Here is a 19,149-nt window from a genome sequence, read left to right as displayed (position 1 = left end):
TTATGATTTTATTAAAATTACCCCGTTAAATATGATGATTGAAGAATATTAAGGGTCCGCTGTAAACCACTTTTTACTTTACTGGTTAATTGGTTGTTAGAGGGATTGTAGAGGCAATGTAGAGGTAATCGTATGATGTGTAGGGGCGGATTTTTTTATCGGGTGATATTAGAAGTTCAAAATATAGTCAATGAGGTTGTCTTGATGTGGTAGATCAAACTTTTTACGGAGCCTGTATCGCTTCATTTCAACACTTTTTACAGATATATTGAGTAATGGTGCAATTTCTTTGGAGGATAAATTGAGTCTCAAATAGGCGCATAACCGTAAATCGTGATTCGTAAGATTTTTGTGTTTGCTCTTGATGCGTTTTAAAAAGTCTTTGTCCGCATTGTTGAAGGCGTCTTCAAAAAACTTCCAGTCGTCTTCGCTGCTAATGTTTTGGTCAATTTTCTTAATGACAGGGTTGATAGCTTTTTTTTGCTCTGAAATGTTGATCAAATCTTCCTTGAGGGCATAGAGAAACTTGTTTTTCTTTAGGAAGCTCATGGTCAAAATGGCAAGCTCCCTATTTTTGTTCTCTATTTCGCTTTGAAGTTTTTCATTGACAATTTGGGCAATTTTATCCTTCTCTTCTAGCTTTTGAAGTTCGAGTTCCTTCTTGTTTCGTTTAATTATCGAGTCTTGTTTTTTTCGGTAATACCGTTTGTAGAATCTGTGTATTGTAAAGAATAACAGAACTAATGCCAATAGATATAATAAGAGTGCACTGTTTGAGGCGTACCACGGTCTATGTATGGTAAATGTGTATGATGCGATGTTTTTGCTTAGGCTGTTGCCGATTTTGGCCTTTACGATGAATTCATAGTCGCCAAAAGGTAAATTGGTATAGACGACTTCAGGGGTTTCCGACCATTCGCTCCATTCATTGTATTGGCCCTTTAGTTTATGCTGGTACTGAACGTCGATATATTTGTTGAATTCAGGGACGCTGAATTCAAATCGTAGATTGTTATGTATATAGTCAAATTCACCTTCTTGGGTTAAATTGGCCTTATTTGAAATATCGCGATAGTTTCCATAATTGATGGCATTGATCTGTACGTTGTGCTTGGAGGTCGAAATTTTGTTTAGGTCGAGGGTAAGGTATCCATTAGAGCTTCCTATGAGGTATTCATTGTTTGAAATGTGTGAGATATTTTCAAAACCCGATACACCAAAGTTGCTTCTTATGGCTTTGGGCATAGGGATGTTCTTCTGGCCCAGTTTTCCGGTCAGGGTATTAGGGGCAATATACTTTATTCCGTTATGGGTAAAATACCATAGCTTTTCGTTTAAGGTGTCTGGAATAATAATACTGGTTGGTGCTTCATCCTTATAAAAAATCAATTTTCTAAAGGTACTGTCCAGTGCAATGTCGTCTAAAGAGTGTCCTACGGTATAAATCGCATCATTGGTCTTGTAGTACAACCGGTCTTTGAACTTGAAAATGTTGGAGCTATGCCCCTTTCTGGGGATCTGTTGCATTTGTACTACTTGTTTTAAATTTTGGTCGAGCTCAAGTTTATATAGGCCTTTTTGTTCGTGATCGACGATTACCTGAAGGGAATCGATTTCAAAAAAACGGCTCGAAGTGTTGAACCCTTCAATTATATTGCGCAATTTCCAATTGCCGTTTTTTCTTTCCAGAACGCTTAATCCGTTGTAATTGCCTTGTAACAAAAGCTCGTTGTTGAAAGCAATGGTTTTTACGGCCCATGTTCCGGGAAAATCGGAGATGAGTTTTGCGGAATCTTCATGAATTTCAAAAGTCCCGTTGTTATGGCCACAGAATATGGTCGAACGAACCAGTTGAAGGCTCCATACTTGTCCTTCGGTACCTTTTATCAGTTCGAAATTATCGCTGCCGTCCGTTCGCTTTGCAAATAAGCCTTGGTTGGTTCCTAGGTAGAGATAGCCCTTGTGTGACAAGGCGGCGTATACCAGTCCTAAATTGCCCAAATGATCTGCATATTCGTTAATGGGAGAGTAAATGTTGATCACACTTACCCCGTTGTCAAGGCCTAGCCAAAGGTTATTGTCGCTGTCTTCAAATATAGAAAGTACCGTATTGTTGTTCAGGCCTTTGGCCTGGGTGATGTTTTGAATGAGTTTGCCGCTCGATGATAGGTGATAGAAGCCGTTTGCAATACTGCCCAACACAAAACTGCCATCGTTCAATTGAAGGCTTTCGTACAACTTCACATTTAAATGGGTCATGTCGGTTGGCCAAGGGTGTAGTTTTGAAAAGTCGTATTGGTAAAACTGTCCATTGTCGGTTATGACCATGAGGTTGTTTAGGTGTTTGTACACCCCGATAATCGTATGTGTGGTAAAAACAGGATGGTTGCTTACCAAAAGAGGTTTTCCGCCATCGATGGTAAATAATCCTTTTTTTGCTATTTGAAAGTAGACCTTATTGTCGACAAGGTTCAGCCTGGCCTTTTGTGACTCGGCCTCTATAAACTTAAAAGTATTTTCTGTGGGGTCGTAAATGTATATACGGTCTAAAGATTGAAAAAGAATGGAACTGTCTATGGGTAGAATCTTCCAAAACTCTTCATCTTCGGCCATGGTAATGCTTAACCTATCGGATAGGGAGGTATATTGTAACTCGCCGTTATCGTCTTTTTTCCAATAACCGAATTCTTTGTAAGATCCGGTGTATATTCTATCGTCAACCGCTTTGACCGACCTTATGACCGAAGCGTTTGGTAGTTTATAGCGGTGCCATGTAGAACCGTCGAATTCGAGAAGGTTCATGTGATTGGCTATAAAAATAGTCTTTGATGAAGATTGTGAAATACCCCAATTCTGGTATTCGCCGTTATATTCTTGGGGCGTATAATTTTTAATAGGGGGTAATTCCTGTGCGCATACGCTTAGGTATGTAAAACTGATCAAGTAAAGAATATAGTACTTCAAATCAATGGAATATAATTAGAACCTACGAAAGGGATAATTTAAAATAATAATCTTAGTTATGGCGATTATTTTTTTGGACAGAAACCTTAACAACCTTTCTTTTATGATTTTGAGATCGATAGGGCGAAATATGGGATGTTCTTGTCAGGTGCAATTTATGCATTTTAGACTGTATGTAGGAAAGCTTTTCGATTCGAACTGAAACAAGCGGAAAAAGAAAAAGCCAAGACGATTAATCTTGGCTTCTCATCTGTACTCGAGACGGGACTAACCAGATTCAATTCATTACCTATTAACCTCCCTTTAAAATCAACATTATGGTTAGTGTTTTCAATGAATGTACCATTATGTATGGTTTAATGGAGTATTTAAATAAATTGAATGCAATTTAAAGCAATTGATAAATGGTTGCAAATTGGTTGCAATAAATATATCTTTGATTCAATAATTAGGTAAATGATATGGCAACTACTGCGGTTTATACTGTAAATAAATCTTCCAATGCTTCAATTTACATCCGACTTTCAATCAAAAGAGGTTTGATGCTTAGACAGAAAACAGGATTAAGCATCAGTTATAAAGATTGGGGGACTAAATCTGGAACTGGGGCTGGATTGCCCAAACAAAATTCTGCCTATAACAAAAACCTCACAACGGATTTACAAAAATTAAAGGTTACAGTTAGCGAGAAATATAATGAAGCTAGCGCAAACGGCATTAATGTAAGTAATGAATGGTTGAGGTATGTTGTTGATTTGCATTTTAAGCGCATCACAGAAGATAAACAAAGTGATTTGTTGGTAGATGCTATTCAGAATGTTATTGATACGGCTAACATAAGGGAAAATGCCCACAATGGTCTAGGACTTTCTAAAAGTAGAATCAGTTCATATAAAAACCTATTAAATATCATAAAGGTTTTTCAGGGTAGAAGGATATTAAAGGTAAAGGATGTTAATATACAGTTTGGTAAAGAGTTTCTCAATTGGATGATGAATACAAAGCATTATTCAGAAAGCTATGCACGCAAAAAGATTGATGATTTGAAAACGGTGTGTAATGATGCGGAAATTTATGGTGTTCAAACTAGTGGTCAACTTAGAAAAATTAAAGGTGGTAAGCCTAAAAATGAAGGTATTTTATATCTAAGTGAAAATGAACTTGATAAGATTAAAAGTGCTAATCTCATCAATGACGCTCATAAAAATGTTCGTAAATGGATTCTTTTAGGTTGTCACATAGGTCAGAGGGGAGGCGATTTGTTGAAGTTGACTAAAGATAATTTTGTTACCAGAAGTGGACTTGAGGTTATTGAATTGAAGCAACAAAAAACTGGTAAGAATGTTACTATTCCAGTATTACCAACTACCAAAGAAATTCTTAAAACTGGGTTGCCTTATAAGATTGCCTTGCAAAGGCTCAATGAAAAAATTAAAGAGGTTTGCCGTATTGCTGGGATTGATGAACCAGTAAAAGGGGGTAAGGTTGTAATGGTGGATTCTAAAGGCAATGAAATAGCCAGAGATGGTAAAGGTAATTATATTGAAAGGGGTGTAAAGAGAAAAATAGCGGGAACTTTTGCAAAGTATGAACTAATGACTTCACACGTTTGCAGACGGTCTTTTGCCACAAACCTTTACGGAAAGCTTCCAACGCCTTTAATTATGCAGATAACAGCCCATGGAACGGAAAAGATGTTCTTAAACTATATTGGGAAAAGTTCTTTAGACTATGCTCAGCAAATAGCCGATTTCTATACTTTACAAGCTCAAAAAGAAAAGAAGGAATCCCAATTAAATGTTATTAAAAATGCTTCAAACGAATAGTTTGAAATAAATTTAAACAGCTATGAGTATTTATATAAATGAAAAATTATTGACTGGACTTAGGGGTGATAATTTTGATGATTATTTTAAGATGATGTTTGGGGTATGGCTGATTAAAAACTCAAATGAGGTTGTTGTTGATGGAGAGGTTTTAACTGGCTTTAGAAAGAATTTTGGTGCGGTTTACGGTTATAAAACAGGGAATAAGGACGGGAGTGATATTAAAAAACCTAATAGTATAATAGCTAGTGGTGTTTCTGAAAATGGGCTGGAATTGACAGATGCAATGTTTGTTGAAATCGAATTGAAAAGGGTTCAAAATATTACAGATGGACTAAATGATTTAACCGATTTTGCTAGAAGGAATTACATATTATTTCTAAATAAGAAACTTAATAGTAGTGTGAATAAAGCTAAGGATGAAAAAGATGAATATTGGTTTATAATTGGGGTTAAATTTGCTACTGGTGAAATAAATCAATTGCTACAGGATAATGAAGGTAATGCATCAAAAACAGCTAAAGAGTTAGGGAATGCGAACTATCGTCCTTACATCTCTGAAACAACGTCTGATACTAATAAAATATCCAGTAAGAATATCTACAATAGTCGAAATAAAATGACGAAAATAATAGAGCATTGTAAAAACAAAAATCTAGAAGTAACTAGTGATTTCGTAAACAGACTACCTGAAGAATAAACCTCTTTCAATTATAGTACTCAAAACAGTACTGGTACTGCCTAGTACAACAATCACATTCAATTTATTTGCCTTGTTAAACGTAAAAACAAGGTATTATGAAGCAAGTACAATTAATAAGCTTAACCCCAGAACAACTTCAGGAGGCAATTATTCAAGGTGTAAAAACTCAAATTGATGAGTTAAAAGAACATTTCCAGCCCAAAGAACCTACAATCTACATTTCCAGACAGGAACTAGCTGAATTACTTCATTGTGATATTAGTACAGTTCATAATCTAACGGTCAAAGGTATTCTTACTAAATACCAGATAGGTGGACGTGTCCTTTATAAAAGGGATGAGGTTGAAAATGCCATAATTAAAATTAAGAACTAGATTATGGCTACAATGGATATTACATTAATTAACGATTGTATAACGAGTCGTGATTTGGCAGAATTTACAAGGAAAAGACATTCTGATGTACTTCGAGATATCAGGGAAATGGAAAAATCTTGGAAGAATTATACTAAACGCAGTTTCTCGTTAAGTGATTACAATGACCGAACTGGACGTAAGCAACCAATGTATAAACTTGAAAAACGGGAAATCTTATTTATTCTTTCAAAATATGATGATGAGCTTAGGGCAATGATTATCATCAGATTAGACCATCTTGAACAAAAAGAAAAAGAACGGGTTAGAATAATGGAAATTGAACTTTCCTACGTTGATAATAGGTCGGATATTGAAGAAAGACACCCTAAAAGAAAATGGTAGATTATGTAAAGGTGTTTTTGCTGGATGTAAATGTTGAACGTTTAAATAATTTGACTTGTCTTGAGTTTGTGAGCGGTTTTTCAGAGCGCACAGGAGTAATCTATGAAAAGAAGGTAGCTAAATACCATAATTGTAAAATAACGGTTTACGAGACGGGTAAAATCATCTTTTCAGGAAGTGTACACAAGCTTTATAATTCACTTCATAACATTGCAGCACCTAAGAATACAGGAATTAAATATAGGGGGTTCAACGGTAATCTGTTCACACTACACAATTTCATTGAAGTTATGAATCATCTAACTAACTTGTTCGATTGTAAGCCAGAGCAAATGATATTACAGAATATTGAGATAGGAGCAAACATTGAAATTGATTTTGACCCTAAAGTATTCATTGCTGGACTGCTTTTCCAAAACGGACAGCTATTTGAGTTTAGGTATAAGCGGAATTTTGCAATAATCCACCATCAGCATTATGATATTAAAATTTATAACAAATCTGGACAATACGGAATGACGGTACATACAATAAGAGTTGAATTGAAATATAAAAAGATGTCTGAAGTTAAAAAAATCGGTATTCAAACATTTGCTGATTTTACTAGTTGTAATTTTAGAAAAGCTTTTGATTTACTTTTAAAAAAGTTTGATGCAATTGTTTATTTTGATAGAAGCATTAGAAAAGATAGCTTAACAAAGCCCCAAAAAAAGGCAGTAGAATTATATTCAAACCAAAACTATTGGTTTGGTGGAATAAAACCTACGGATAGGGACAGACCCAAGAAAAATTTAAAAAAAATAATAGAAATGTATTCTAGGAATTTTCATAAGATGATCAGAGAGGGAATAGTAAAAAACTGTCTAATTTCTACCCAACTTCCTGAAACCAAAACTGTCTAATAATTACCTATTCAAGTATGCTTGATAAATATTAGACAGAATAGTTTGAAAAATTTAAATACATTTAAAATAAATGTTTCATCGAAACGACCTTTAAAATCGTTGTTGCTTTATAAGATTTTCTCAATTAGTACATGTGGGGGGGGGTGCAAAGGATCGGAAACAAGACTTGAAAGAGAACTATAAATGGAAAAACATTATAGTGAAAAACTGGTATTTATATACCTTGCTAATCTGTTAAAAAAATACTATCAAACCAATAATATAGTTGTTTTACCGTTATGGAAAAACTATTAATTTTATATTAATAAATTTTACTATGAAAAAAATATTGGTTGTAAGTAGTAATATTATCATATCAATAATTATATCTACAGTTGTTTCCTATCAATCATTAATATTTCACAGGTCACAATTTGTTTTTGGAATGGTGTTTATTCTTACGCTATTTTCTTTAGGAATATTGTTAAATAAAAGGTATTTATAATTTTACTCTTACACCTCTCCATTTTTTCCCTGTGTACTTGAATATCCTTGGTATAAGGAAATCATTTTCATCAAAAAAATCTTGATTACCTATTAACATTCTATCACTACCATTCATAAGTACATACTCATCCCCTCTCTTAATCGCACCTCTAAGTAATAATGTATTATATTTTATTCTATCTAAAGAGAATACAACATTTAAGTGGTTGTCGACCACTTCAACCGCATTATCATCATAGTTAAACATAAAATGACAATCTTCATTCAGCCTTAAATAATTATCCCTTATAATACCTACGGCGACACCTGAAACGCTATATAGGTCTGCATCCAATAGTATTTGTCCTTTAGTATTTATTTTAATTTTAAGATTGCAACCACCTTCTTTATCTTCAAAAAGAACACAATACTCTGTATCTGGATAAATACACCTTTCATTTCCAACTCCTATGCTAAAAGGTCCTTTTTCGGAATTGGCAATAGTGATGTATAATGATTCAGAAAAAATATCATTATCAAACATTGGAGCTTGTATTAGTTTTTCAGATTCGCAATTAAAATTATTTACGACATTTATTTGAGGTTTTTCTTCGTAGCTATCGATGCTTTTTTGAAAGGCATATGGTATTAAAAGCTCAAATAATAAATAGCCGGGAATCAATAAAATAAATGTCCATATCGCTTTCTTTTTTAGGTTTAAATGTTGTTTACAATAACCAAATAAATGAACTTTTTTACTGCACTTATTCCCTTCTTTTGTTATGGCTTTACAATTTTTCTCCATTTTGTAGTGTTTATTTACACTGTTATTTTGGTTTAGTATAGTTAACTTCTTGTATAAAGCATTTAGAGCAAATTAGATGGAACGGTGAAGTTGTACGTTCTTTTGATGGTACTTCAAAGGTTTATGATTGTAAGGGAAACAAATATAAATGTAAGAATACTGGTGAATATTTCAGCGTAAAGAACAATACTATTTTGATGGCACTAAACTTCTGTGTTGTAAGAGCGTTTTTAAGGGTATAGTTACTAACCTTAACGGGGTAAAGTTCTAGTATAATATTTTGATTTGTCTAGAAAAAGCACCTAACTTTAAGTAAGACACCTTTAAGGTCTTAAAATCAATTACTTATATTTTGAAAAATAGCAAATTGGAAACCTAAATGGCTAAGAATTGCTAATACTTTAAAAGTTTTTTAATTTTTACGTCTAACAAACAAAAGTATCAAATGTCTATACCATTTCTTTTAGCTTATTTATTGCTTCATCAAATATCTTTTGAGTGCGGTTAAAAGTAAGTTTAAATGATGTTTTATCATTGTCACCGTAAAGTTCAGCATCATTAATAAACATCTTTATTAAGTAAATATCCGTATGTTCGAAGCTCCTTTCAATATACTTGTTTTCCTTCATTTCTCTCAAAAACCCATTTAAGCCAATGCTCGCAAACTTCAGAGTGATTTTGTCAAAGGATAAACTACTTAACCAAGCTTCACGGGCTTGCTCCGTAATATATAATGCATCTTTGATGTCTGAACTGTTCATAGTCAATAATTTAAGTGGTTTGAATAGGTAAAGTTATTTGTAAAGGGTTTAATTAAAAAGTTGATTTGAAGCTTTTTTCTTCGTATAAAGGACCGTAATAATAAAAACGGATAACCACTTTTTTTTGTGTTAAGAATATAAAAAAAGTTGAGTGCTGATATGTAACCTTAGGTTTGGTTGCAAAGTGGTTGCTAAAATCAAATTATTTAAAACAATAAATCCCTGAAAATCAAAAGATTAACAGGGATTAAAGTACTCGAGACGGGACTTGAACCCGTACGGACTAATGTCCATTGGATTTTAAGTCCAACGTGTCTACCAATTCCACCACTCGAGCCGCTATTGGTAAAGTCTTTAACAAAAAAACGCCGACAAGCAGCGTTTATAATGTCGAGCAAAAGACAGATGAAATCTGTGCTCTTTGAGCGAAAAACGGGATTCGAACCCGCGACCTCCACCTTGGCAAGGTGGCGCTCTACCAGCTGAGCTATTTTCGCATAGTTATTAAAGGTAAAGAACGTGACATCTTTCACAGATGCGGATGCAAATTTAATACAATTCTCTAAAATGCAAAGAAATTTTTTATGAAATCTGAAAAATAAAAAAACAGACGGTTTTGCTGTAGGGAATTTACGAACTAACCTGCTTGTTTTTGGTCAATAATCGTTTGATCTCGTTTAGTTTCATAAGGGCTTCAACCGGTGTTAAGGTATTGATATCGAGGTGGGTTATTTCTTCCTTTATCTGTTCGAGCAAGGGGTCGTCTAGATTAAAGAAGCTCAATTGCATCTCGTCTTGGGCACTTTGTAATTTATCGGTGAGCTCTTCGCTTGAGTGCGATTTTTCAAGTTTTTTTAAAATTTTGTTTGCCTTTCGGATTACTTGGGACGGCATTCCGGCCATTTTTGCTACGTGAATGCCGAAACTATGCTCGCTTCCGCCTTCGGTCAATTTTCGAAGAAAAAGTACATTGTCTTTTAATTCCTTTACCGAAACGTTGTAGTTTTTGATGCGCTCAAAGGTGGTCGCCATTTCGTTGAGTTCGTGATAGTGTGTGGCAAAAAGCGTCTTGGCCCGTGCCGGATGCTCATGTAGGTATTCACTAATGGCCCAGGCAATGGAAATACCGTCGTAGGTGCTTGTACCCCTTCCGATTTCGTCGAGCAAGACCAAACTGCGCTCCGATAGGTTGTTCAAGATAGAGGCGGTCTCGTTCATTTCTACCATAAAGGTAGATTCGCCCATAGAAATGTTGTCGCTCGCCCCGACACGGGTGAAAATTTTATCCACATAGCCGATTTCGGCAGCCTCTGCCGGCACAAAAGAGCCCATTTGGGCCAGGAGAACGATCAAGGCCGTTTGTCTAAGGATGGCCGATTTACCGCTCATATTGGGTCCGGTGATCATTATGATCTGTTGCTCGTCTCGGTTGAGGGTCACATCGTTCGCAATGTAGGCCTCTCCCAAGGGCAATTGTTTTTCTATGACCGGATGCCTACCGTTCTTGATGTTGATTTCGGTTGTATCGTTAATGACAGGCTTGGCATAATTGTTCTCTTTGGCAAGCTGGGCAAAGCCGCAAAGACAATCGAGTTGGGCTATCTGCTGTGCGTTGTTCTGTACGGGGGCAATATACTCTTGGGCCCAGACCACCAATTGTGAGAACAGTTGTTGTTCGAGGCTAAGAATGCGCTCCTCGGCCCCAAGGATCTTTGATTCGTACTCTTTTAGTTCTTCGGTGATATAGCGCTCGGCATTGACCAAGGTCTGTTTGCGGATCCACTCCTCGGGCACCTTGTCTTTATGTGTGTTCCGTACTTCGATGTAGTAGCCGAAAACGTTGTTCGAGGCAATTTTTAATGAGGTAATGCCCGTGCGTTCGCTTTCGCGGGCGAGCATTTTATCTAAATAGTCCTTTCCTGAAAAGGCGAGGCCCCTAAGTTCGTCAAGTTCATCGGAATAACCATCGGCGATGGTCTTGCCCTTAGGGATGTGTACGGGGGCCTCTTCGTTGATCATTTCCTTGATCTTGTTGCGGAGCATATCGCACGCGTGCAATTGGTCGGAAATAAGCTGGAGGGCCTCGTCATTACTTTGGGCCGTTAGTTGTTTGATAGGGATGATGGCCTCGAGCGAATTTTTGAGCTGTACAATCTCTTTTGGGTTCACTTTTCCGGTCGCCACCTTTGATATGAGGCGTTCAAGGTCGCCCATCTGTTTGATCCGTTGCTGTATTTTCAGCAAGGTGTCGTCATGGTCGTGTAAATAAGAAACTACCTGGTGCCTACGGTTTATCTTTTCGGTATTCTTTAAGGGAAGTGCCAGCCATCGTTTGAGCATACGTCCGCCCATGGGTGACAAGGTCTTGTCTATGATGCTTAAAAGGGTTACCGCATTTTGGTTGGTAGAATGGTAAAGCTCTAGGTTTTTGATGGTAAAACGGTCCATCCAAATGTGCTCTTCTTCGGCAATGCGCTTTAGGCTGTTGATGTGTTGCAACTGCCGGTGCTGCGTTTCCGAAAGGTAGTGCAAGACTACGCCCGAAGCAATGATACCGTGTCCTAAATGGTCAACACCGAAGCCCTTTAGGGTGCTGGTGTTGAAATGGTTGGTAAGGGTCTCTTGGGCATAGTCGTTCTGAAAGACCCAATCTTCCATATAGAAGGTGTGGAACTGATTTCCGAAAACCTCAAGAAATTCCTTTTTGTATTTTTTGGGAACCAACACCTCGTTCGGGGCAAAGTTCTGCAAGAGTTTGTCGATCTGTTCTTCGGTTCCTTCGGAAGTGAGGAATTCCCCTGTGGAAATATCGACAAAGGAAACCCCTAAGAGCTTTCTTCCAAAATGAACGGCACAAAGGAAGTTGTTGGACTTGGCGCTTAGTATATCGTCGTTCATGGCTACCCCGGGTGTAACGAGCTCCGTAACACCACGCTTCACGATCGTTTTGGTCATTTTGGGATCCTCTAGCTGATCACAGATGGCCACGCGCTCACCGGCCTTTACCAATTTGGGCAAATAGGTGTTTAGCGAATGATGAGGAAAACCTGCCAGTTCGGTACGGTCGCCACCATTGTTTCTATGGGTGAGTATAATGCCCAGAATTTTAGAGGCCCTTACGGCATCTTCCCCAAAAGTCTCATAGAAATCCCCTACGCGAAACAATAGTAGGGCATCAGGATACTTCGTCTTGATGGCGTTGTACTGTTTCATCAAAGGTGTAACCTTTTTTGTTTTTTGCGATTTTCCCAAAGCGATCTGAATAGTTTAATTTTACAGCGAAAGTCCGTAAAACGAAAGTACTATTTTTTCAAGGGAAGATAAACCATTGTTGATATTTGAGGATAAGTTTATCTTCGGCGTTTTACCGGATCGGTAACCTTTAAAACACTCCCTTAACGGAGGTACAGTATGCGAAAACTCAAGAACGAAGAATTGAACCGATTAGATGTCGAAGCCTTTAAACAGGCCGATAAAACCCCTATTGTTATTGTGTTGGACAACATCAGGAGTTTGAACAACATCGGTTCGGTCTTTAGAACTTCCGATGCCTTTTTGATCGAAAAGATATACCTCTGCGGTATTACCGCACAGCCGCCCCATAAAGACATTAGAAAAACGGCCCTCGGGGCTACCGAAAGTGTAGATTGGGCCTATGAGGAAAATACAGTGGAGCTTGTAGAAGCGTTGAAGGCCGATGGGTATACCGTCTTGGCTATTGAACAGGCCGAAAATGCCGTAATGTTGAACGCACTTGAAATAGATGCGGATAAAAAGTACGCCCTAGTATTCGGGAACGAAGTTAAAGGGGTGTCGCAAGAGGTGGTGAGCGCCAGTCACAATGTGGTGGAGATTCCCCAATACGGAACCAAGCACTCCTTGAATATTTCGGTGAGTGTGGGCGTGGTGGTATGGGACCTGTGGTCTAAACTAAATGCCTTAAAGGCCTAATTCGGCAAGTGAACGGCAAACTTGGAGATCTTGTCAATAATGGTGTCATAATCTTCTTTGCGTTCCACAAAATCAAGGTCGCCCAATTCAATGATCAGGTTGTTCTGCTCAGGATAGCCCTTGATGAATTCAAAATACCCTTTATTGATCTTTTGGAGATAATCGGGGGCAATTTTTTGTTCGTAATCCCGGCCTCTTTGTTTGATGTTATCGAGCAAACGCTCCGTCGTTTGATACAGGTAAACGTATAAACGGGGCTTCTTTACCTCTTTGTACATGAGGTGGAAGAGTTTTCGGTACAGTTCAAATTCTTCTTGCTGTAGCGTGATACGGGCAAATATAAGGGACTTGTATATGTCGTAATCGCTTACCATGAATTTTTTGAACAGGTCGTACTGAGAGGTGTCGTCGGTAAATTGCTGGTACCTGTCGGCCAAGAAAGACATTTCCAAAGGAAAGGCATACCGACTTTGGTCTTCGTAAAATTTCGGCAGAAAGGCGTTGTCGGCAAAGCGTTCCAAGACCAGTTTGCCACTGAAATCTTCGGCGATTTTGTTGGCCAAGGTGGTTTTACCGGCCCCGATGTTCCCTTCGATGGCTATAAAGTTCAAATGGGCAAAAAGGTCGGCCCTGTTCTTGTGCAATCGGTAGGTCGTGCGTTCAAGTTTGCCCTTGTCACGGCATTCTTGAATGAGGTTGCGGGTGTCTTTGTTCAGTACCGGGTGATAGAACTGGGGAGCGATATCCGCCAAGGGTTTTAATACGAACTTACGGTAGGTGAGTTCGGGGTGTGGTATCACCAAGTTTTCTGAAATAAAGGTTTCCCTTTCGTAATATAGAATATCGATGTCGATAGACCTCGGATGGTAGCCGTCTTCCGAAGACCGCACTCGTCCGAGTTTGGTCTCAATGTTCAAAAGGGTGCGCAAAAGCTCCTGTGGGGCCATGACCGTTTTGATCGATATACAAATGTTCATAAAGTCGCTAGACTCAAAACCCCAAGAGCTTGTTTGATATACATGCGATATCTTCTGCACTTCTCCGGCGGTATTGTGTATAGCGAACACTGCATCCTGCAGGTTGTTCAAAGTGTCACCAAGATTGCTTCCTAGTGAGAGGTATACTGTTTTGGGGTCATTCATAATATAAGGCAAAGTAACAAAAAGTAGAGGTGAGTTCATTATCTTTGGATAAAAATACTAACCTAATTTTCATGAAATTTTTAAGAAATCTCTTGGCGGCCATCATAGGCTGCCTTATTGCTTTTGGTGTTGTGTTTGTTATGTTCATTATCTTTATCGGTATCGTGGGCAGTTCTGAAGACACGGTGACCATAAAGAAAAATTCGGTTTTAGAGCTGCAGTTAAAACGTCCGATCAGCGATTATGTGGGAGATAATGCAATGGATCCTTTTGCCGGGGCATTGTATGAGCAGTCACAAGGACTTGATGAAATCTTACATGCCATTTCTGTGGCAAAGGACGATGACGATATCAAGGGCATTAGTATCAACAATAATTTTATGATGGCGGGACTTGCCCAAACGCAGGCCATCCGCAAAGCACTTGAGGCATTCAAGGCCAGTGGTAAATTCGTTTATACCTATGGTGATTTTTACATGCAGAAAGATTACTACCTGGCAAGTGTGGCCGATTCTATCTTTATGAACCCGGTCGGGGCCTTAGATTTTAGGGGCTTGTCTTCGGAAGTGTTGTTCTTTAAAGATTTACAGGAAAAGACAGGGGTGAAAATGGAAGTCATACGCCATGGAAAGTATAAGAGCGCCGTTGAGCCTTTTATATCAAATGAAATGAGCGAGGCCAACCGTACCCAAATTAAAGAGTTGATAGGTTCGCTGTGGAATTCAATGCTGGAAGATATTTCTAAAGGAAGGAATATACCTTCTGCCGACCTGAACGTCATTGCCGATACCTTGGGGGGAAGAACCCCTGAATATGCCAAGGAAACAGGACTGTTGGACGGAGTAATTTTCTTTGATCAATACCAGCAGAAACTCAGGAATGCGTTGAACCTTGGTGAAGATGACGATATGAACGTGGTTTCACTAGACGACTATGTCATTCGTTCGAACAAGAAAATCGTTAAAAAAGGAGCCGATAAAATCGCCGTTATTTTTGCACAAGGTGAAATATTGTATGGTGAAGGAGGTCCTGATATTATAGGTCAGGGCATCATCAATGAGGCGATCATAGAAGCCAAGGAAGATGATAAGGTAAAGGCCATTGTACTCAGGGTAAATTCCCCGGGGGGCAGTGCCTTGACCTCCGATATAATTTGGCGGGAAATCGAATTGGCCCGAGAGAAAAAACCTGTGGTGGTGTCCATGGGGAATGTGGCCGCTTCGGGAGGGTACTATATCGCCGTGGGTGCGGATAAAATTTTCGCGGAACCCACAACCATTACGGGTTCCATAGGTGTTTTTGGAACCATACCCAATATGAGTGAACTGGCCGGGAATATCGGTATCAACGCCGAGCAGGTAGGAACCAACAAAAACTCGGTTGAATACTCCCTTTTTGAACCGATGACCGATAATTTCAGGAACTATGTTCAAGAAGGTATTGAGAGTACCTATAATACTTTTTTACAACGGGTAGCCCAAGGGCGTAACATTAGTATGGCCCAGGCGGATAGTTTGGCGCAAGGCCGGGTCTGGAGCGGTGTAGATGCCAAACGGATGGGACTCGTAGATGAACTGGGTAATTTGGAGGATGCCATAGCGGAAGCCGCAAATATGGCCGAGTTAGAGAATTACGGACTCAAAAAATACCCTAAATATAAATCGGGATTCGAAAGGTTTATGGAAGATTTAGGTGGAGCCAGTGCTAAAGTGAAACAAGGGATTATTGAAGAGGAAATAGGAGCGGAAGCCTATTCTATATTGAAACAAGTGAAGTCCGTTATGGAAAGGGAAGGGGTTCAGGCACGCATGCCATTTGTACTTGATATCAAATAGTTTTGTTATTGAATAAAATAAAAGAGCCAGCATATTGCTGGCTCTTTTGGTATATAATAGGTGGTCTTGGTATGCTATTTTACAAGGTTGATTTCAACCCTTCTGTTTTGGGCGCGACCATCTTTGTACATGTTGGAGGCAATGGGCTTATCTTCCCCGAAACCAACGGCGGTCAAACGCGAGGCGTCGATTCCGTTTTTGATCAAGAAATCCCTGACCGACATGGCCCTAGATTCAGATAGCTTTTGGTTGGTGGCTTTGCTTCCTATGCTATCGGTATGGCCTTCCACACTGAACTTCGCATCCGGATATTCTTTTAAGATGCTTATGATGTCTACTAAAACGGCGGTAGATTCCGACTTTATACTTGCTTTTCCTGAATTGAAAAGAATGGTCTTGGCGTAATCGTTCAACTGCTTCTGTACTTCCTCGGTAACTTCGGGAGCTTCAGGACAGCCTTTGTTGGCCACGGTTCCCATCTCGTTAGGGCATTCGTCGTCTTTATCCAAAACTCCGTCGTTGTCAGTGTCGGGCCATGGGCACCCTTCGTTTTCGGCAGCTCCGGGTTCGTTCGGGCATTTGTCGTCTTCGTCAAGTACATCATCACCATCGGAATCAACAAGCGGACAGCCATCGTTCATGACTTCACCAGCTTCCTCTGGGCACTTGTCATCTTTGTCAACTACCTCGTCACCATCGGTGTCAGGCCATGGGCAACCATTGTTTTCGGCTGGGCCGAACTCATCGGGACAGTCGTCTTTTCGGTTGACGATGCCATCGCCATCCCTGTCTTTCGGTTTTCCTTGGTAAACGGGTATTTTTAATCCGGCATAAACGTCTGCAGCTTTAGAATTGTCGCTTAACAATAAGCTCATAACCGATCCGGAACCGATGTAAAGAGGTCCGGCCCTAAAACCTGCGCCCCATTGTGCACCTGAACCTTGTATAAGGCTAACGGGCATGTAAAAACTGAACCATTTGCTTTCATAGCGAGGGGTAAATGATACCATGGTAGGTATTCTATTGGTATTTACCTTAGTGCTAGATCGTAAAGAGAAATCGGTGTTCAGGTTCAGGTAAAAACTCTTGTTCAGGCTATAGTCTACATTAAAATGCAAGGCCGTCGGTAAAGCGAATTTTTCTGAACTACTGGTGCCGGTCTGGGTATAGAGATTGTTTAGAAGGTCTTCGAGGTTGTCTTCGTTCTCAAAATCGTCCTCATTTACCGTTCCTGTAATGTCATAGGTGTTTTGGGTACCGTTCTTATAGTTGATGGACCCAATGTCGCTGATGGAAAGCGCGAACTTTAATTTGTATTTGTTTGGATGTTTGAAAGTATTCGAACCGTCGTTGGAGGCATAGGAGGCGTAATCTGGGCGCCACTCATAAACGACACCTAGATCGGCGCCGAAGCCGGTTGCCCCATCTACGATTTCAACTTCAAAATCTTCGAAATTATCGTCAATATTATCGCTGTGCCCGTAATTTACCTCACCGGTCGATTCAATGCTTCCGGTGGTCTGCCCTCCTGGAAGGGGAGTGCCGTCGGCATCATAATCTATAGTGACGTTTTTTCCGCTGGCATAAGCGTTGCCCAAACCTTGCAGGTATTTTAAAGAGATACCTCCCTTTAAAAAGTGCTGGTCTTTGTTCATTAACACTCGGGCATAGGTGACGCCAACTTCGGCCCAAGCATTCGCCGTAAGGTAGACATCGTCCTCGTCGATCAATAGGTCTTCGTTTTCGTCAAAATCGTTGGAGATGCTTTCAAAGGTGTTTCCGTTGATCTTATTTACGTTGTAGCCGACCCTTCCCCTTGTAAAAATGGCCAAGGAACTGGTAGGGGTGAGGTTGAACATAAACGATGGCCCTAAAATATCGGCATTTCCAAAAAAGTTGTTACTGTCTTTGGGGTATTTTTTGCCATCGGTATCAAAGTCGAAATCAGAGGTGACCACGTCGCCCAACTTTAATCCGTAGTAATCGTTACTAAAGAATGTACTGGCACCTGCAATATTAATGTCCGTTTTGAACCTTGAATCCGTAATATTGGCAGGGTTGGCGATAAGGCCGTTGACACCGCTGTAGTTGTCCGTCAGATAACCGACGTACGACTGGGCTTTGGCACTTAATCCGCCTAGAACAAGTAATGATGTAAGTATCGTTTTTTTCATGCTTGGGTTTTTTTAAGCTATTTTTGGTTTTTAGAGAGTCTTGCAATAACGGGCAATCATCGACGAAATTGTATGGTTCATCGATGATTTTAACACGAAAAAGCTTATGAATCTAAAAGATAGCCGTTTGGCGTATCAGATATATCTTTACCTAGGAGCGCTTTTTATAACTTCTTTGGTAGTCTCTAATCTTATTTTTCAGAAGTTTTTTTATTGGAATCCCTTTGGTGATTTTACTGTTTTTGGGGTCTCGTTGTTCGAGATATCGGTGGGTGTCTTGCCTTATCCGATAACTTTTTTGATTACGGATCTGATTTCGGAAATCTACGGACGGAAAAAGGCCAATCAGATTGTTACTGCAGGTATTTTTGCTAGCCTGTTCTCAATGGCCATCATCTTGGTGGCCGAAATGGCCCCGGCCATAACTTCTTCCCCTGTAGGCGATTCGACATTTACCAAGGTGTTCGCCCTTTCCCCCATAGCCGTCTTGGCTTCGATGATCGCTTATCTCTTTGCGCAGTATATCGATATTGCCATCTATCATTTTTGGAAAAGGATTACCAAGGGCAAGTACCTTTGGGTCCGGAACAACTTTTCCACTTTTCTTTCCCAGTTCGTTGATACCTTTACCGTAGTGGGGCTGCTCTGTGTTTTTGGCGTTTTGCCATGGGACCTCTTTTTTGGTCTGGTGGTAAGCGGTTTTATTTTTAAGGTTTTAATAGCGTTTCTCGACACTCCTTTTCTGTATTTCTTCGTATATATCATGCGAAAACGGTTCAAATTGGCCGTTGGGGAAGAAATAGCGCTAGAGGTATAATATTCATAGCTTTTTTGAGTTGTATCGATAGGGTTAAGAATCT

General features: G+C 39.3%; 14 protein-coding genes, 2 tRNA genes and 1 pseudogene. 9 read left to right on the top strand and 8 right to left on the bottom strand.

Going from position 1 to position 19,149, the window contains the following annotated elements:
• Positions 1–168 precede the first annotated feature (168 nt).
• Positions 169–2,964, bottom strand: coding sequence for a triple tyrosine motif-containing protein (locus B4Q04_RS18335; protein WP_088697661.1), 2,796 nt, complete (start codon positions 2,962–2,964; stop codon positions 169–171).
• A gap of 461 nt (positions 2,965–3,425) precedes the next feature.
• Here B4Q04_RS18335 and B4Q04_RS18330 point away from each other — a divergent pair, with 461 nt between their 5' ends.
• The 5 genes from B4Q04_RS18330 (at position 3,426) to B4Q04_RS18310 (ending at position 7,153) form a co-directional block, all read left to right on the top strand.
• Entirely contained in the window at positions 3,426–4,790 is a 1,365-nt protein-coding gene (locus tag B4Q04_RS18330) for a tyrosine-type recombinase/integrase (RefSeq protein WP_088697660.1), read from the top strand.
• 22 nt (positions 4,791–4,812) lie between these two features.
• Positions 4,813–5,490, top strand: coding sequence for a hypothetical protein (locus B4Q04_RS18325; RefSeq protein ID WP_088697659.1), 678 nt, complete (start codon positions 4,813–4,815; stop codon positions 5,488–5,490).
• Between the two features lie 98 nt (positions 5,491–5,588).
• Positions 5,589–5,867, top strand: a complete 279-nt coding sequence (locus B4Q04_RS18320) for a helix-turn-helix domain-containing protein (RefSeq protein WP_088697658.1) — start codon at positions 5,589–5,591, stop codon at positions 5,865–5,867.
• Positions 5,868–5,870: 3 nt separating this feature from the next.
• Positions 5,871–6,251 (top strand): Rha family transcriptional regulator, encoded by a 381-nt coding sequence (locus tag B4Q04_RS18315; RefSeq protein ID WP_088697657.1) that lies wholly within the window; start codon positions 5,871–5,873, stop codon positions 6,249–6,251.
• The gene (locus B4Q04_RS18310; protein WP_088697656.1) at positions 6,245–7,153 is read left to right on the top strand and encodes a hypothetical protein; all 909 of its coding nucleotides are present in this window, start codon (positions 6,245–6,247) and stop codon (positions 7,151–7,153) included. Before B4Q04_RS18315 ends, B4Q04_RS18310 begins: the two co-directional genes overlap by 7 nt.
• A gap of 481 nt (positions 7,154–7,634) precedes the next feature.
• Here the strand turns inward: B4Q04_RS18310 and B4Q04_RS18305 are convergent, their stop codons facing one another.
• Positions 7,635–8,426, bottom strand: a complete 792-nt coding sequence (locus B4Q04_RS18305; RefSeq protein WP_088697655.1) for a hypothetical protein — start codon at positions 8,424–8,426, stop codon at positions 7,635–7,637.
• Between the two features lie 89 nt (positions 8,427–8,515).
• Here B4Q04_RS18305 and B4Q04_RS22970 point away from each other — a divergent pair.
• Positions 8,516–8,617, top strand: a pseudogene (locus B4Q04_RS22970) (IS1595 family transposase); the annotation flags it as partial.
• A 258-nt stretch (positions 8,618–8,875) separates the two neighbouring features.
• On the opposite strand, the gene B4Q04_RS18300 reads toward B4Q04_RS22970, so the two are convergent.
• The 4 genes from B4Q04_RS18300 to mutS form a co-directional block, all read right to left on the bottom strand.
• Positions 8,876–9,187, bottom strand: coding sequence for a hypothetical protein (locus tag B4Q04_RS18300; RefSeq protein ID WP_088697654.1), 312 nt, complete (start codon positions 9,185–9,187; stop codon positions 8,876–8,878).
• A 253-nt stretch (positions 9,188–9,440) separates the two neighbouring features.
• Positions 9,441–9,524 (bottom strand) — tRNA-Leu (locus B4Q04_RS18295).
• A gap of 87 nt (positions 9,525–9,611) precedes the next feature.
• Positions 9,612–9,684, bottom strand: a tRNA-Gly gene (locus B4Q04_RS18290).
• Positions 9,685–9,817: 133 nt separating this feature from the next.
• Positions 9,818–12,400, bottom strand: coding sequence for a DNA mismatch repair protein MutS (gene mutS / locus B4Q04_RS18285; RefSeq protein ID WP_046287892.1), 2,583 nt, complete (start codon positions 12,398–12,400; stop codon positions 9,818–9,820).
• Between the two features lie 198 nt (positions 12,401–12,598).
• On the opposite strand from mutS, the gene B4Q04_RS18280 reads away from it, so the two are divergent.
• A complete protein-coding gene (locus tag B4Q04_RS18280; protein ID WP_013993789.1) occupies positions 12,599–13,138 on the top strand; it encodes an RNA methyltransferase in 540 nt (179 codons plus the stop codon).
• Here B4Q04_RS18280 and folK read toward each other — a convergent pair.
• Positions 13,135–14,280 (bottom strand): 2-amino-4-hydroxy-6-hydroxymethyldihydropteridine diphosphokinase, encoded by a 1,146-nt coding sequence (gene folK, locus B4Q04_RS18275; RefSeq protein WP_046287464.1) that lies wholly within the window; start codon positions 14,278–14,280, stop codon positions 13,135–13,137. The two genes, B4Q04_RS18280 and folK, sit on opposite strands and share 4 nt — an antisense overlap.
• 71 nt (positions 14,281–14,351) lie before the next feature.
• On the opposite strand from folK, the gene sppA reads away from it, so the two are divergent.
• On the top strand, positions 14,352–16,115 hold the full coding sequence (gene sppA, locus B4Q04_RS18270; RefSeq protein ID WP_088697653.1) for a signal peptide peptidase SppA: 1,764 nt from the start codon (positions 14,352–14,354) through the stop codon (positions 16,113–16,115).
• A gap of 74 nt (positions 16,116–16,189) precedes the next feature.
• Here sppA and B4Q04_RS18265 read toward each other — a convergent pair whose 3' ends face one another.
• Positions 16,190–18,289, bottom strand: coding sequence for an OmpA family protein (locus B4Q04_RS18265; RefSeq protein ID WP_088697652.1), 2,100 nt, complete (start codon positions 18,287–18,289; stop codon positions 16,190–16,192).
• Positions 18,290–18,395: 106 nt separating this feature from the next.
• On the opposite strand from B4Q04_RS18265, the gene B4Q04_RS18260 reads away from it, so the two are divergent.
• Positions 18,396–19,106, top strand: a complete 711-nt coding sequence (locus B4Q04_RS18260) for a queuosine precursor transporter (protein ID WP_046287893.1) — start codon at positions 18,396–18,398, stop codon at positions 19,104–19,106.
• Positions 19,107–19,149 lie beyond the last annotated feature (43 nt).

Origin of the sequence: Zobellia sp. OII3, from assembly GCF_002211465.1 — a bacterium.
GTDB classification, from domain to species: domain Bacteria; phylum Bacteroidota; class Bacteroidia; order Flavobacteriales; family Flavobacteriaceae; genus Zobellia; species Zobellia galactanivorans.
This window is presented reverse-complemented; position numbering and strand designations above follow the sequence as displayed.